The organism is Pontibacter diazotrophicus, from assembly GCF_003367245.1.
In the GTDB taxonomy this organism is placed as follows: Bacteria; Bacteroidota; Bacteroidia; order Cytophagales; family Hymenobacteraceae; genus Pontibacter; species Pontibacter diazotrophicus.
The window spans coordinates 48,191-63,220 of record NZ_QRGR01000020.1 but is presented as its reverse complement, the minus strand read 5'-3'; the positions used below and the strand labels follow the sequence as shown (position 1 = coordinate 63,220).

14 protein-coding genes are annotated in these 15,030 nt (G+C 47.3%); 5 read left to right on the top strand and 9 right to left on the bottom strand.

Annotated elements, in window-relative coordinates:
• The first annotated feature begins 32 nt into the window (after nucleotides 1–32).
• The 3 genes from proS to floA all read left to right on the top strand — a co-directional run bounded on the left by proS (nucleotide 33) and on the right by floA (nucleotide 3,280).
• The gene (gene proS, locus DXT99_RS17470) at nucleotides 33–1,511 is read left to right on the top strand and encodes a proline--tRNA ligase (protein ID WP_115566872.1); all 1,479 of its coding nucleotides are present in this window, start codon (nucleotides 33–35) and stop codon (nucleotides 1,509–1,511) included.
• Nucleotides 1,512–1,809: 298 nt separating this feature from the next.
• Nucleotides 1,810–2,283, top strand: coding sequence for an NfeD family protein (locus DXT99_RS17465; protein WP_115566871.1), 474 nt, complete (start codon nucleotides 1,810–1,812; stop codon nucleotides 2,281–2,283).
• A 10-nt stretch (nucleotides 2,284–2,293) separates the two neighbouring features.
• A complete protein-coding gene (gene floA / locus DXT99_RS17460; RefSeq protein WP_115566870.1) occupies nucleotides 2,294–3,280 on the top strand; it encodes a flotillin-like protein FloA in 987 nt (328 codons plus the stop codon).
• A gap of 262 nt (nucleotides 3,281–3,542) precedes the next feature.
• Here the strand turns inward: floA and DXT99_RS17455 are convergent, their stop codons facing one another.
• The 6 genes from DXT99_RS17455 to DXT99_RS17430 form a co-directional block, all read right to left on the bottom strand.
• Nucleotides 3,543–4,028 (bottom strand): hypothetical protein, encoded by a 486-nt coding sequence (locus tag DXT99_RS17455; RefSeq protein ID WP_115566869.1) that lies wholly within the window; start codon nucleotides 4,026–4,028, stop codon nucleotides 3,543–3,545.
• 132 nt (nucleotides 4,029–4,160) lie between these two features.
• On the bottom strand, nucleotides 4,161–4,856 hold the full coding sequence (locus DXT99_RS17450; protein ID WP_115566868.1) for an outer membrane beta-barrel protein: 696 nt from the start codon (nucleotides 4,854–4,856) through the stop codon (nucleotides 4,161–4,163).
• Nucleotides 4,857–5,053: 197 nt separating this feature from the next.
• Complete coding sequence (locus DXT99_RS17445; protein ID WP_115566867.1) at nucleotides 5,054–5,617, bottom strand: helix-turn-helix domain-containing protein; 564 nt, start codon at nucleotides 5,615–5,617, stop codon at nucleotides 5,054–5,056.
• Nucleotides 5,618–5,857: 240 nt separating this feature from the next.
• Nucleotides 5,858–6,973 carry an FG-GAP repeat domain-containing protein gene (locus tag DXT99_RS17440; RefSeq protein WP_115566866.1) on the bottom strand — a complete coding sequence of 372 codons (1,116 nt, stop codon included), beginning with the start codon at nucleotides 6,971–6,973 and terminating at the stop codon, nucleotides 5,858–5,860.
• A gap of 339 nt (nucleotides 6,974–7,312) precedes the next feature.
• Nucleotides 7,313–8,431 carry a redoxin family protein gene (locus tag DXT99_RS17435; protein ID WP_115566950.1) on the bottom strand — a complete coding sequence of 373 codons (1,119 nt, stop codon included), beginning with the start codon at nucleotides 8,429–8,431 and terminating at the stop codon, nucleotides 7,313–7,315.
• Nucleotides 8,432–8,636: 205 nt separating this feature from the next.
• Nucleotides 8,637–9,479, bottom strand: a complete 843-nt coding sequence (locus DXT99_RS17430; protein ID WP_115566865.1) for a hypothetical protein — start codon at nucleotides 9,477–9,479, stop codon at nucleotides 8,637–8,639.
• A gap of 103 nt (nucleotides 9,480–9,582) precedes the next feature.
• Between DXT99_RS17430 and DXT99_RS17425 the strand changes: the two genes are divergently transcribed.
• Both DXT99_RS17425 and chrA read left to right on the top strand, forming a co-directional pair.
• Nucleotides 9,583–10,557 carry an isopenicillin N synthase family dioxygenase gene (locus DXT99_RS17425; protein ID WP_115566864.1) on the top strand — a complete coding sequence of 325 codons (975 nt, stop codon included), beginning with the start codon at nucleotides 9,583–9,585 and terminating at the stop codon, nucleotides 10,555–10,557.
• 137 nt (nucleotides 10,558–10,694) lie between these two features.
• Nucleotides 10,695–11,867: a chromate efflux transporter gene (chrA, locus tag DXT99_RS17420; RefSeq protein WP_115566863.1), complete on the top strand. Its 1,173-nt coding sequence runs from the start codon at nucleotides 10,695–10,697 to the stop codon at nucleotides 11,865–11,867.
• Nucleotides 11,868–11,928: 61 nt separating this feature from the next.
• Here chrA and rfbA read toward each other — a convergent pair whose 3' ends face one another.
• The 3 genes from rfbA to galE all read right to left on the bottom strand — a co-directional run bounded on the left by rfbA (nucleotide 11,929) and on the right by galE (nucleotide 14,977).
• Nucleotides 11,929–12,789 (bottom strand): glucose-1-phosphate thymidylyltransferase RfbA, encoded by an 861-nt coding sequence (gene rfbA, locus DXT99_RS17415; protein ID WP_115566862.1) that lies wholly within the window; start codon nucleotides 12,787–12,789, stop codon nucleotides 11,929–11,931.
• A 101-nt stretch (nucleotides 12,790–12,890) separates the two neighbouring features.
• The gene (gene rfbB, locus DXT99_RS17410; RefSeq protein WP_115566861.1) at nucleotides 12,891–13,940 is read right to left on the bottom strand and encodes a dTDP-glucose 4,6-dehydratase; all 1,050 of its coding nucleotides are present in this window, start codon (nucleotides 13,938–13,940) and stop codon (nucleotides 12,891–12,893) included.
• Nucleotides 13,941–13,942: 2 nt separating this feature from the next.
• Nucleotides 13,943–14,977, bottom strand: coding sequence for a UDP-glucose 4-epimerase GalE (gene galE / locus DXT99_RS17405; RefSeq protein WP_115566860.1), 1,035 nt, complete (start codon nucleotides 14,975–14,977; stop codon nucleotides 13,943–13,945).
• Nucleotides 14,978–15,030: the final 53 nt, after the last annotated feature.

Below are 15,030 nucleotides of genomic sequence, written 5' to 3'. Positions count from 1 at the left end.
AGAAGCTATATATAATAAAATTAGTTTAAAAGATGAGTAAAGGGTTACCTAAAAGAAGCGAAGATTACTCCTTGTGGTATAATGAACTGGTAAAAAAAGCTGGCCTGGCTGAAAATTCTGCCGTTCGCGGCTGTATGGTCATCAAACCATACGGTTTCGCTATCTGGGAGAAAATGCAGCGCGTACTGGATGATATGTTTAAAGCAACAGGACACCAGAACGCTTACTTCCCGCTATTTGTACCCAAGAGCCTGTTTGAAGCCGAGGAGCAAAATGCAGAGGGCTTTGCGAAAGAATGCGCCGTAGTTACCCATTACCGTCTGCAAACCGACCCCGACAACCCCGGCAAACTGCGTGTTGATCCGAATGCGAAACTGGAGGAAGAGCTTATCGTGCGTCCTACCTCTGAGGCGATTATCTGGAGCACCTATAAAAACTGGATCCAGAGTTACCGCGACCTGCCCCTGCTGATTAATCAGTGGGCGAACGTGGTGCGCTGGGAAATGCGTACGCGCCTGTTCCTGCGCACAGCCGAATTCCTGTGGCAGGAAGGCCACACGGCGCACGCCACTGCCGAAGAAGCCATTGCCGAGACAAAGCAGATGATGGAGGTGTACGCCACTTTTGCAGAGCAATACATAGCCCTGCCAGTAGTAAGAGGCGTGAAAACACCAAGCGAACGTTTCGCCGGTGCCCTCGACACCTACTGCATCGAAGGGTTGATGCAGGATGGCAAAGCATTGCAGGCGGGCACATCGCATTTCCTGGGGCAGAACTTCGCCCAGGCGTTTGACGTGAAGTTTGCCACAAAAGAAGGAGGCTTGGAGCATGTGTGGGGTACATCCTGGGGCGTGAGCACCCGCCTGATGGGTGCGCTCGTAATGGCCCACTCCGACGATGAAGGCTTGGTACTGCCTCCGAAGCTGGCGCCTATCCAGGTGGTGATTGTGCCGATTTACAAAGGCGAAGAGCAACTGGCTCAAATCAGCGAAAAGGTAATTGCCCTGAAAAAAGAACTGGAGAGCAAAGGCATCAGCGTGAAGTTCGACGACCGCGACACCGAGCGCCCTGGCTTTAAATTTGCTGAGTGGGAGCTGAAGGGTGTGCCGGTGCGTTTAGCCATCGGCGCCCGTGACCTGGAGAACGGCACGGCCGAAGTCGCCCGCCGCGACACTAAAGAGAAGAGCACGCAGGCATTCGATTCGCTAGTTGACTATATCCCTGCCCTACTGGACGAGATACAGGAGAACATCTACAACAGGGCCTTCACTTACCGGGAGGAGCACACCACCAAAGTAGATTCTTATGAGGAGTTTAAGGAGGTGCTGGAAAACAAGGGCGGTTTTGTATTGGCGCACTGGGACGGCACTCCGGAGACAGAGGAGCGCATCAAAGAAGAAACAAAGGCAACTATCCGCTGCATCGCTCTGGACACAGAGGAGGAAGAGGGCGTGGACATGCTAACAGGTAAGCCAAGCAAGCAGCGCGTGTATTTTGCGAAAGCATACTAGTTTCGTTACTCGTTTAGCGTTGTTCGTTTTTCGAGAGCTCCGTTAGCAACAGTCTTATACAAACGCCGCCTCCTGCACAGGGAGGCGGCGTTTTGCTTTAGGTTGAGTTCCGAACACTGCCTGCTTCCTCTCTCATGCTTCAATAAACTATTTGCGCACAAAGCGGTTCAATAGCAACAAAACTAGGCTGGCTAACAGGTAAGCGTTCTTTACTTTGTTAAAAGCAGGCCTTACCCATAAATATTCCTTCATCCTTATGGAGAATTAGCTATATTTACCTACATAAAAGCACCGCACGATGTTACTCGACTGGGTTACAGTTATATTACTCATTGGTATTGGCCTGCTCCTCATTATTGTGGAGTTAATCTTTGTGCCCGGCACTACCATTGTGGGTATTCTGGGTCTTATACTTGCTGCCATTGGCATCTGGATCGGCTATACCGCGCTGGGCTCCACCATCGGGCACATCATTCTTGCCAGTACGGTTTTGGTAAGCGCGTTAGCCTTTGTCTACAGCTTCCGCTCCGAAAGCTGGTCGCAGTTTGCTTTGAAAGGCCAGAACCGCGGCCATGTAAACGAAGATAACCCTCACCTATTAGCAGTAGGCGAGGTTGGTAAAACAGTATCGGCGCTGCGCCCACAGGGCACTGCACTGTTTGCAGAGCGCCACCACGAGGTGCAAACCCAGGGCGGGTTTGTAGCGCCAAACAAAGCAGTCCGCATCATCAGAATAAGTCAAAATAAGATTATAGTAGAAGAAGTCAGCTAAACCAACATATATGGAAAACCTATCGGTATTGTTAATTATTGCAGGGGTCATCGTGGCCCTGATGATATTCCTGTACTTTGTGCCTATCAGCCTCTGGATCACGGCCCTCTTCTCCGGCGTAAAAGTTGGCCTGGCGGAACTGGTGTTTATGCGCATCCGGAAAGTACCACCCAGCCTTATCGTCAATTCCATGATCAACGCCACCAAAGCAGGCATCGATCTCACCACCACAGAGCTGGAAACACACTACCTGGCAGGCGGCAATGTACCGACCGTTATCAAAGCGCTTATTTCTGCTGACAAGGCCAATATTCCGCTTACCTTTAAGCAGGCCACCGCTATAGATCTGGCAGGCCGTAACGTGTTTGAGGCCGTGACTACTTCTGTTAACCCGAAAGTAATCAATACGCCCAACGTGGCCGCAGTGGCGCAGGATGGTATTCAGTTGATTGCAAAAGCCCGCGTTACAGTGCGTGCCAACATCAACCAACTGGTAGGTGGTGCCGGCGAAGAAACCATCTTGGCTCGTGTGGGTGAGGGTATTGTAACTTCCATTGGTTCTTCTACCTCTCACAAGAGCGTTTTGGAGAACCCGGATATCATCTCTAAATTGGTTTTACAGAAGGGCTTGGATGCAGGCACAGCCTATGAGATTCTTTCCATTGATATTGCCGACATCGATGTGGGCGAAAACATTGGCGCCAAACTCCAGATTGACCAGGCGGGTGCCGATTTAAAGGTGGCTGAAGCAAAAGCCGAAGAGCGCCGTGCCATGGCCGTAGCAGTTGAGCAGGAGATGCGCGCCAAAGCGCAGGAAGCCCGCGCCAACGTAATCCAAGCGGAGGTAGAAGTGCCGCAGGCCATTGCAGCAGCCTTCCGAAGCGGCCAGTTGGGCATTATGGACTACTACCGTATGCAGAACATCCAGTCCGACACTGACATGCGAAATTCTATCGCTAACCCAGGAGGGGGAGGGCAGAACAAGCCTAAAGAATAGTGGAAGTTTAAAGAATTATAAATGCGGCTACACTTTATCATGAGGTGTAGCCGCATTCTTTATAGGGTCTAGAGGTTTAAAAGGAGATGCTTTCTGGTGGTCTATAAGCCGCTTTACGTCAAGCAAGAGTAACGAACAAGTATAAGAGGAGTGCGGGATTTCGGAGCAACTTACTTTCCGCCTGCACAAAGTTCGATGAAAGCAAAAAGCTCAGTTTTAGCTGCTCAGCCCGCATTACGCGTGTGCGATGTTGGCAGTAGCCTTACTTCTTAAACATTTGTTCTAGATTTTCCTTTGCAAGTTTCAGCCCTTCCCCACTCGTCTGGTAGAAATTATAGGTTTGAATCCCAGCAATTTTATCCTCCCTGAATTCCAGTTCAGGCTCTGTCGACAAATACTTACTTTGAGCTTTTGGAATATGAAATTCAACTGTTTCAATGTTGGCAAGTTGTAGACCTTTTTTAAAATCTACTTCAACCGTTACAAAAAAATCAATTGCACCCATTCTGAATTTCAATACTCCTTCTGAAAATGGTTCTGCTTTAAAAAGCTCAATCAGTTCATTGGTTAATTCAGCTCTTCTTTTTGGAAGATACTTTGCGTCGAGATAGTAAAGCAAGAATTCAATCAAACCAACAAAAAGGAGAGTGGCTATCAGTTTTGATTTACCAAAATAAAAGATTGTACATGCTACAATTATCAAAACCAGTAAATGGCCAATAAAAAATCTCCTGAAATAGCTTTCCATATTACTGCAGGTTAATGCTAACGGCCTCGTACATGAGGTGAGCGAGGCATCGCCGCAGCTTTACTCATATGCATTGTCACCTCCCCTCGTAGCTTTAAATGGTCATGAGAAATAGCTTTACCACGCTCAGAACTATTCTACTTTTTGCAACCTATAGTTGACGCCAAGTGCTAACGATTTGTAGATACGTCTTGATCTTGTTGCAAACTGCTCCCAATCGTAATGCATAGAGTTTCCTCCTGTCAGGTTCTTCTTAAAGAAATAGTATTCTAGGTAGCCCGTAAACCTATTGCTGATTTTGTATCTGCCACCTAATCCTGCTATGGCAAATATGTCCATGCCCTTGTCTTTTGTGTCTGAGACAACAATACTGTTTTCGGTGACTGATGCCTTAGTTGTTCCGAAGACGGGTATCATAGATGCTGTGGCGTAGACAGGAAACCTCTTGAAAGCGTTGAGCAGAATGAACTGTCCTGACACTGGGAACGCTATGGCATTGGTGCGAGAACGGGCTGTAAAATGAACAGGATTATCAAAAGTTCCTCCAATCCCTTCTATCTCATGTGTGTCACCTCCATAGCCAATACTTACCTGCACGCTTGCCCGTTCACTTAATTCATAACGAAGCGCAATGGTTATAGGGGTGAAGTAGCCTGACCTAACTAAACCCGTATTTTTTCTCTCTTTATAGTATATGTGATATGGTATGGTGGTGATACCAGCCCCAATGTACAGTCTACCATCGTCAGGACTAACTTCATCAGGCTGCTGGGCTATTGCACTTGATGCGAAAAGAATCAAAAGAAAAAGCAATAACGATGTCTTCATATGTGTAGAGTTAGTAAGAAGGAGCAGCAGGAGGTGAGCCTAATGCTTTATCATTTTAATGCTATTTTCTGATGATATCAAGTAATTCATCAACAATGAAGTTTAGAGTTCCTTGCAAACGTATAAACCAGTTACTGTAAAGAGAGTCTTGTTCAACGGACTTAGTTAAGGCACGCTTTAGGTGTGGTTAGCACCTGTTATTTTATAAATCTAATTATACTTGGATACATCTTTAGTGATTCTCCCTTATTCTGTTTGAGAGCAAAAACTACAGGAAGAACTATATTCAAGGCACAAAGGCTCATAAACACATAAAGCATAACGTCCATAAAGGGGAAGTGTAGAATCTTTGAAAGAGCGTAAGCAGTTGCAGAAAGGAAAGTAAAGAATGTCCACACTATCTGGAAGTTAAGAATGTTTGCCCCTGTCTCTTTGAGTCCCACTATCTTTTCTTTCTTAGTCAACCACAGTATCAAGGGCAAAACTATGTTTCCTATAGGTATAGCGATAAAGGAAATAACAGAGAGGTGGAGCAGCATTAGGTAGCTTTTGTCTTCCTGCTTTCCATAGTCTAATATGTCTTCTGCACTTATACCGAGAGCTTCACATATCAGATTGAGTGTCTTACCTCTCGGCTCACTTTCATTCTTCTCTATTCTCTGGATAGTTCTCAGATTGACTTTTGAAGCTTCAGCCAACTCTTCTTGAGCCAGACCTTTTTTCTTTCTAATCTCCCGAATTTTAGTTCCTATTTCGTTCACAGCTTTTATAGTTAATGATTAGAACGAAAGTAGTTATGGAGTAACTTATTTGGTAGCGGCTTGTCTGCGGCATTTTTACGACAATCTTGTCAAAAGTTTATTTTATAGCTCTAATTAGGGCTAACGGTTTGCACAGTAGGAGCGGCTGACGTTAAGAGCCAGGTTAAGAAGATAGCAAATGGCAGTGAACTTTGCTACTCCAGGAAACCAGCCGTTACTACTTTGCGGTGTTGCCCACAGTTATTTTTTGAGCGTTCTGTAATATAAATTCCAGGTTCCTGAATTTGCCTCTATAATGTCGGGAAATCCATCATCATTTAAATCTCCAATATTAATATTGTAGGTATCATCTTTTAAGTCCTCTCGTAAACCAATCTCCGTAAATTCTAAATTACCATTGCCTAAAAGCACATAATTTCGGTCTTCAAAATTCCCTTCCACTATGTCCAAATATCCGTCTTGATTTAAGTCTGCAACTTTTATTGATGAAGTCATACGCTCCTCTCTAAATTCAAAAATTCTTTCAAAAGATAATTTCTCATCACCAAAATATATAATATTTTTTGAGCCTAAATTTCCTGTTATAATATCTAAGTAACCATCCTTATCAAAATCTCTAATGTCAATAGAGCGGGTTTCATCTTTTTCATTTCCAAACTCAATTATTTTTGAAAAATTATGGCTTCCATCATTGAGATAAATGTTGTTTTTAGCCCCTCTTTCTGCTGTAATTAAATCTAAAAATCCATCTTTGTTTATGTCAACTATAATTGTTTGCAAAGTTTGGTCTGATTGTTTTCCAAAAGTTACTATTCTTTCAAAATTGCCTTTTCCATCATTTAAATAAATTTTATTTTTAGCTTTCCTATTTGAAAGTATGAGGTCAAAATCTCCATCATTGTCAATATCCGCTATTTCAAGATTACGTGAGGGCGATTTTGAACCAAAAGTTGTTTCTTTATCAAAGTTCTGGTTGGCTGAACCAAAGTATATTTTATTCGCAATATTGTCATTGGCAACAGCAATGTCCATAAATCCATCATTGTTAAAATCGGCACTTTTTATAGCATAAGAAGCGTCAAGGAATTTGCCAATGGGTTGGGCTACTTTAAATCCTCCATAACCGTCATTGTAGTAAATATAATTTTGTTCCGCCCAATGTCTTCCATTGGCTACTAAGGCATCTAAGTCTCCATCTTGATCAATATCAAATAAAGTTATAGAAGCCGTACGGAACGATTGTGTTCCGATGGAAAAAAATCCATCAGCATTGAAAAATGACACCTCTTGGGCAAATCCATTAATCGTGATTGTTAAAAAAGCAAAAAATATTAATTGTGTTCGTATTTTTTTCATAATTGTGGGCAACTATCGGCTAAACAGAGTTATTCGGCCTATCTGTCGAAATCTAGAGATAACCGTAACCGGACTAACGAACATACTATATATACGGAGCAATATAAAGGAACCTGCAGACAATTCCGCACCCCGTGAAAGTACCAAAAGGAGCGGGTGCGATTCCAGCCCCTGGGGGATGTATCACCTATAACTAACGATATGCTAAATGGAGGCCATTTTCTGGAAAGAGTTCAAATTAACTGTAACAAGGAATGGGGTATCCTTTCTAGTTTTTCAACCTACAGTTCTGAAATAGTCTAATCACAGTTGCTTATACGCTGCTTTAAAGCACTACAATCAGTAATACCGCCCTACTTTCTCCACTATCGTTTTCTTCATTTCAGCAGGCACGATAGTGCCTTGTTTACGGTACAGCACCTTGCCACCCGGCTCAATTAAAAGCGTATAGGGCAGCGCTCCCTGCCACTCCGGGTCAATGGCCTCTATCAATGCATACTTGTCTTCTGAATTGAAGAGGTAGTTCGTGTTGGATGCCTCCAGCTTCTTCAGAACAGCCAGGGCTTTATCTTTCTTGTCTGGCTTATCGGCGCTGATGGTGATAAATTCGAAATCGCGGTTGCGGTACATGCGGTTGATGTCCACAAAATCAGGCAGCTCCTGCACACAAGGACCGCACCAGGTAGCCCACACATTTACCAGGCGTACTTTATCGGTATCGTTCTTCAACAGGGCTCTCAATGCCGGCTCGTCAATCAGGTCCAGCAACACTTCTTCCTTTGCCCATTGCGCCCTTGCCCGCTCCGCCATTTCTTTCTTGTCGGCCCACTTTATAGAGCAGCCAAACGTTTTTGTTTTGGCAACAGGCACGGGTTTATCCGTCAGCAAGGCGTCTATGGCATTCCGTGTGTCTTCCGCGTTAGCAGAACCGGGCTTTTCAGAGGAATCGAGCCTGCCGTTATACTGTAGTTTACGCTGCTTATCAAAGACAAAAACATGCGGCGTAGCGGCCGGTCCGTAAGCCATCGACATTTTTTGGGTATCGCCGTCGTAGAGGTAAGGGAAGTTGTAGCCCTTCTCCTTCGCCCGGGTTTTCATTTCTTCAAAGGTGTCGCCCATGTCGCTGTAGCCCAGTTCGTCCAGGCTAACTGCCTCCGGGTCATTCGGGGAAACCACCACCACAGCCACTCCTTTATTTTTGTAATCTGCCGCTAAAGCCTTCATACGGTCTTCGTAGGCCTGTGCCGTAGGGCAATGGTTGCAGGAGAAAATAACCGCCAGCACTTTGGCGTCGGCAAAGCTTTTCAGCGTATAGGTCTTGCCGTCAGTACCCGGAAGGCTGAAATCAGGTGCCGGTGCTCCAATCTCCAGGGGCTTGGGATCGGCTGCAAAGCTCTGGGTAACCAGCAAAAGGAGGCAAGACAGCAGGAGGCTTTTTTGTAGAACAGTTCGTATCATAGTCATTCCCGTTTAGCAGTCCGTAATTCAGGTAAATCTTTAATTCCCAAATGAATATATCAAAATTATACCCTGCCACCAAACACCTGCAGGTTTATATCTTCTGCTATGGTATGTGCCTCGGTGAAGATTGTCCGTCTTTATAAACAAAACGCCCGCGCCAGGTAGTATGGCGCGGGCGTTTTGTTTTAGATATGCGAACAGCTTATGCTGCCGGCTTGAGTGTAAATGTACGGGTTACGGTGTTAAATGGACCCGGAATTACATTCCCGTTATTGTCTATCAGCTCCAGTTGAATGGTGTTCTCCCCCATAGGAAGCCCCTCCATGATATACGGCAGCCATCTGTTCAGCACAAACTCAGTACCGTTGATGGTTGCGCGAACCTTGTTGCCTTCGGCAGAAAGGTCTGTGTTAACCAGGTAGAAATCCAGCATCACCTGCTCTGTATCTGCACCTATATACTCCCCTTTCGGACGGCTATAGAACATATGTTGGGCATCGGTATCAAAATTCATCCGCTCTGCAGGTCTGCCTGCTGTCACCACACGCAAATCATAGGCACCTTTGTGCTTTAAGCTCTCGTGGTAAGAGCGGGACAGGAACGACAGGATAACGTGGTCACCTTCCTCCAGCTCTTTCGTGAACTCTGTTTCGTAGTGCGCCGTGTACGGTTCGTTGTCCACGATGTTATGGATGTGCTGCCCCTCCTGCGAGTTTGCCAAATGCTCCGCATTAGAGTGTGGCGTCATGCGGGTCAGCTGGTAGTTCGAAAGGTCGTAGTCAAACTGCACCGGACCGGGCTCTACCACTCCTCCTGCAGGTGGCACATTCAGGCGCAGCATCGACTCCGGGTAATTCTGAGAATTGTCGAAAGCAAACACGCGTATGCCGCCCTTGCTCTGAACAGCGCCTACAGGCACCGGGCCTGCTCCTCTGCGTGGAGTTGTAGTTGCTTGAGTATCGGTGTCCTGTGTCTGGCGGGCAGTATCACAGGCTGTAAAGCCTATCATAAGGGCTGATGCCAGCAGTAAGTACGTTTTTTTCATCTAATTGTAGTTTGGTTTAGCAATTGAGCCAATTTAGCGATTTTATTTTTTCGTATATTGCGAACTACGTAAAAATCACTAAAAAGTATACAGTTATTACTATATGAGCGAAATTTTGTTTGATGAGGTTCCCTCGCTGGATTTGGCGGACTTTACATCAGGTGATGCTGAAAGAAGGGCTCGGTTTGTAAACCAACTAAGCGATGCCTATCAGAATATTGGCTTTATCGCGCTGCGCAATCACGGTTTAAGTGATGAGCTGACCCAAAGGCTGTATGCTGCCACAAAGGCCTTTTTTGCCCTGCCTGATGAGGTAAAGCAACAGTATGAAGTACCTGAACTGGCAGGCCAGCGCGGCTATGTGGGCAAGGGGAAAGAGCATGCAAAAGGCCGCAATACCGGCGACCTGAAAGAGTTCTACCATGTAGGCCAGGAAGTAACAGACAACGACCCGATCAAAGAAGAATACCCGGACAATATTTTCCCGAAGGAGATACCAGCGTTCAGAGAGGTAACACTGGAGGCTTACCAAAAGCTGGAAGCAGCCGGCAAGCAGGTGCTGAAGGCCATCGCCATCAACCTTGACCTCGACGAGAATTACTTTGACGACAAGGTGCACAACGGCAACAGCATTCTGCGCCCTATCCACTACTTCCCTATCGAAGACCCGGACAGTGTACCAGCTGATGCCGTTCGCGCTGCCGAGCACGGTGACATTAACCTGATTACGCTCCTGATGGGGGCCAGTGCCGATGGCCTGCAGGTGCTGCGCCGCGATGGCAAGTGGATTCCGATAACGGCCCTGCCGGAGCAGGTGGTGGTTAACGTAGGCGACATGCTGGCCCGCCTGACAAATAACAAGCTGAAGTCTACCATCCACCGTGTGGTGAATCCGCCGCGCGAGCTGATGAACACTTCCCGCTACTCTATTCCGTTCTTCATGCACCCGCGCTCAGAAATGGACCTGACTTGCCTGGAGAGCTGCATTGATGCACAAAATCCGAAAGCATACCCTGATGCCACAGCAGGAGAGTACCTGAATGAGCGCCTGATTGAACTCGGCCTGAAGAAAGCATAAGCGTTTGTGATATTTTGCCTTTGAAAGCGCGCTTTTGCAGCTCAAAGAATAAAGTTACACAAGCTTCAAAAGTAAAAGACAATATTAAAAAGAGAGATAGTTAAAACCTGTCTCTCTTTTTTTACTTTTATGCCCACATGAGTTTGCGCTACTACATCTTTCTCAGAGACGTTCTGACGCTGGCCCTCACTGCTTTCGGGGGGCCGCAGGCGCATATTGCGCTGATGTTTAAGCTGCTGGTGGACAAACGCCATTATTTAACGGAGAAGGAGTTAATAGAGCTTAATGCGCTTTGCTCTATCCTGCCAGGCCCCACCTCTACCCAAACCATCACCGCCATTGGGTTTAGAATTGGTGGCCCTAACCTGGCCTATCTCACCCTGATTGTCTGGATAGCACCTGCCGCCACCATCATGGCGCTGGCGGCCTTAGGCATATCGTACCTGCAGGAACAGGGCATATCGCTGGGCTTCCTGCGGATTATCTTACCAATGGCCGTAGGCTTTGTGGCCTACGCCGCCTATATGATAAGTGTTAAAGTGGTGCACACGAAAACAGCTATCGTGCTGCTGGTCATCTCTTCCATACTTGTTTACTTTTTCTCCTCCCCCTGGGTGTTCCCTGCTTTACTGATTGCAGGAGGCGCTGTTACAGCGTTACGCTTTAAACAGCAACCCATGGAGGAAAACAAGCACCTGCATATACAGTGGGCTAACTTTATACTTTTTGTGGGAGTGCTCATAACGGCGGCGGTGTTAGGCGCTACCACCTCTTCGCTGCCCGTCAGGCTTTTTGAGAACTTTTACCGGAACGGCACCCTGGTTTTTGGCGGGGGGCAGGTGCTCATTCCCCTGCTTTACACAGAATTTGTTGACTTTAAAGGCTACCTTACCGGCGAAGAATTCTTATCTGGCTACGCGATTGCGCAGGCACTGCCAGGGCCAACTTTCTCCTTTTGCGCCTTTGTTGGTAGCCTCGCGATGCGGCAGTTTGGCTTACCTGGCCAGTTGTTAGGTTCTTTTGTGGCCACGGCAGGTATTTTTCTGCCAGGCACCTTCCTCATCTTCTTTGTTATCCGGTTTTGGGACGAGCTGAAGAAGTATAGAGTAGTCCGGGCCTCACTAGAAGGCATTAGCGCCGTGAGTTCCGGCATGGTAGTGGCAGCAGCTATACAGCTGTATCACCCCATCGAAAACACGCCCCTGAACTTTGGTATAGTGGTAGCGACTTTCTGCCTGCTCCTCTTCACCAAGATTCCGGCCCCCGTGCTCATCCTGACGGGGCTGGTGCTGGGGCTAGCTATTTATTAAACAGAAACGTCCGGCCAGGTTTCCTCAGCCAGACGTTTCTGTTAAAACATGCTGTTGCTATCTACTTCAGGATGTTCAGCAGGTACTCCCCGTAGCCGCTCTTTCGCAGTGGCTCCGCTACGCGCTGCAACTGTTCGGCGTTAATAAAGCCCATACGATAAGCAACCTCTTCTATACTACCGATTTTCAGCCCCTGCCGATCCTCTATTACCTGCACAAAGGTAGCGGCTTGCATCAACGAAACGATAGTACCTGTGTCGAGCCAGGCTGTACCTCTGTCCAGAATGCCCACTTTGAGTTTGCCCTGGCGCAGGTACTCTTTGTTCACGTCTGTGATTTCGTATTCGCCGCGGGCGCTTGGCTCCAGGTTTTTAGCAATTTCCACCACATCGTTGTCATAGAAATACAGGCCCGGCACCGCAAAGCTTGACTTTGGCTGCTTCGGCTTTTCCTCTATGGAGATAGCCTTGTTATTCTCGTCGAATTCTACCACACCGTAGCGCTCCGGGTCTTGTACGTGATAGGCGTACACCACACCACCGTCCGGATCGTTATTAGCCTGCAGCAGCTTGCTCATACCAGAACCATAGAAGATGTTGTCGCCCAGTATCAGCGCTGCTTTGTCACCACCAATAAACTCCTCTCCGATGACAAAGGCCTGCGCCAGCCCGTTTGGCACTTCCTGCACGGCATAACTGAAATTACAGCCAATCTGGCTGCCGTCGCCCAGCAGGCGCTCGAACAGCGGCAAGTCATGCGGTGTGGAAATGATCAGAATGTCCCGGATGCCGGACAGCATAAGGGTAGACAGCGGATAGTAAATCATCGGCTTATCATACACTGGCATCAGCTGCTTACTAACGGCAATGGTTAATGGGTGTAAACGTGTTCCGGAGCCTCCGGCAAGTATGATTCCTTTCATTCTCGTTGTTCGTTATTAGTTATGCGTTGTTCGCGCTCTTCCTCCCACTCTTTCCCAACGAACAATTCATAATTTGAAATTCATAATTTATAATTGCCGCTTTAGCGGCTGACATACTGCTGATCGTAATAGCTTTGGTAATTACCCGACGTTACGTTCTCGAGCCATTCCGGGTGCTGCAGGTACCAGTCTACCGTTTTGCTGAGGCCTTCCTCAAACGTGACAGACGGCTTCCAGCCAAGCTCATTCATCAGTTTGGAAGAGTCGATGGCATAGCGCAGGTCGTGGCCGGCACGGTCTTTCACAAAGGTGATGAGCTTACGAGAGTGCCCCTGCTCACGGCCTAGCTTTTCATCCATCTGGTCGCAGAGCAGCTCAATCAGGTCAAGGTTTTTCCACTCATTCACGCCGCCGATGTTGTAGGTTTCCCCCACCTTTCCTTCATGGAAAATAACATCGATGGCGCGGGCATGGTCGATAACGTACAGCCAGTCGCGCACATTTTCGCCTTTGCCATACACCGGCACAGGTTTCTCGTTCCGGATGTTGTTTATTGCCAACGGGATCAGCTTCTCCGGGAAATGATTCGGGCCGTAGTTGTTGGAGCAATTTGATATTTTTACCGGCAGGCCATAGGTATGGTAATAGGCCCGCACAAAATGATCAGAGCTTGCCTTGGAAGCCGAGTAAGGAGAGCGTGGATCGTAGGCTGTCTCTTCTGTAAAGAGTCCTTCTTTGCCTAACGAGCCATACACTTCATCTGTGGAGATGTGATAGAACACATGATCCTGCAGGTTATCTGCCCACTGCTTACGCGCCGTGTTCAGCAGGTTTACCGTCCCAATCACATTGGTGTACACAAACGCCAAGGGATCGGTGATAGAGCGGTCCACATGCGACTCCGCCGCCAGGTGAACCACGGCATCAAATTGATGTTCGTTGAAGATGCCATCCACGTAAGCTGCATCCACTATATCTCCTTTCAGGAACGTATAGTTATCCTTGTCCTCGATATCTGTCAGGTTTGCCAGGTTGCCGGCATACGTCAGCTTATCGAGATTAAAAATCTGGTAATTGGGGTACTTGTTTACAAATAAACGTACCACATGCGAGCCGATAAATCCGGCACCGCCTGTAATCAATATTTTCATGCTTATTTTTTTGATTTGTCTTGAAGGGAAAGCTGCCAGTCCCAGGCACTTTTCATTGCTTCATCGAGGGTACTGGTGGTTTCAAAGCCTAGTACTTCGGTGGCTTTGGTTACATCGGCATAAATCTTCGGCACATCACCGGCACGGCGGGGTCCGATTTTATAGTTCAGCTTTTCGCCTGTGGCACGTTCAAAAGCCTGCACGGCCTCCAGCACAGTGTTCCCCCGGCCGGTGCCTACGTTAAAGAACTCTATCGCGTCTACCTTGCCGGCTATCATTCTTTCTACCGCTACTACGTGTGCTTTGGCAAGGTCCACCACGTGCACATAGTCGCGGATGTTGGTGCCATCCGGTGTATCGTAATCATCTCCAAAAATAGTTAAAGCTTCCCGAATGCCTGCGGCTGTCTGGGTAATGAACGGCACCAGGTTGCTTGGCACGCCCAGCGGCAACTCTCCTATTTTAGCGGATGGATGCGCTCCAATTGGGTTAAAGTACCGCAGCGCAATGCTCTTGATACTGCTGCCACTGTTGGCCAGGTCTGTCAGGATATCCTCACAGATTTTCTTTGTGTTACCGTAAGGAGAATTTGCTTTCTGCACCGGCGTCTGCTCTGTTACCGGCAAGCTTTCTGGTATGCCATACACCGTACAGGAAGAAGAGAACACCAGGTTCGTTACTTTAAGCTCACCCATCACCTGCAGCAGCGCAATAAGAGAGCCCACATTGTTGTGGTAGTACTTCAGTGGCTGCTCCACCGACTCACCCACGGCTTTATAAGCTGCAAAGTGAATAACACCCGCGATGTCCTGCTCCTGCTCAAACACACCTCGTAGTGCGGCCGCATCCGTACAATCAATGCGGTGGCACGGTACGCTGCGACCTACTATAGCCGCGATGCCTTCCAGTGCGCTTTCTTCAGAATTTGAGAAGTTGTCTATAATTACAGGCTCATAGCCTGCTTCTATCAACTCTACCACTGTATGCGACCCAATGTAGCCCGCACCTCCGGTAACCAGTATTTTTTCTTTTGCCAAAGTACTATTGAATTTATCTTAAAAATTGTGATTACAAACCGCTATGCATTTGA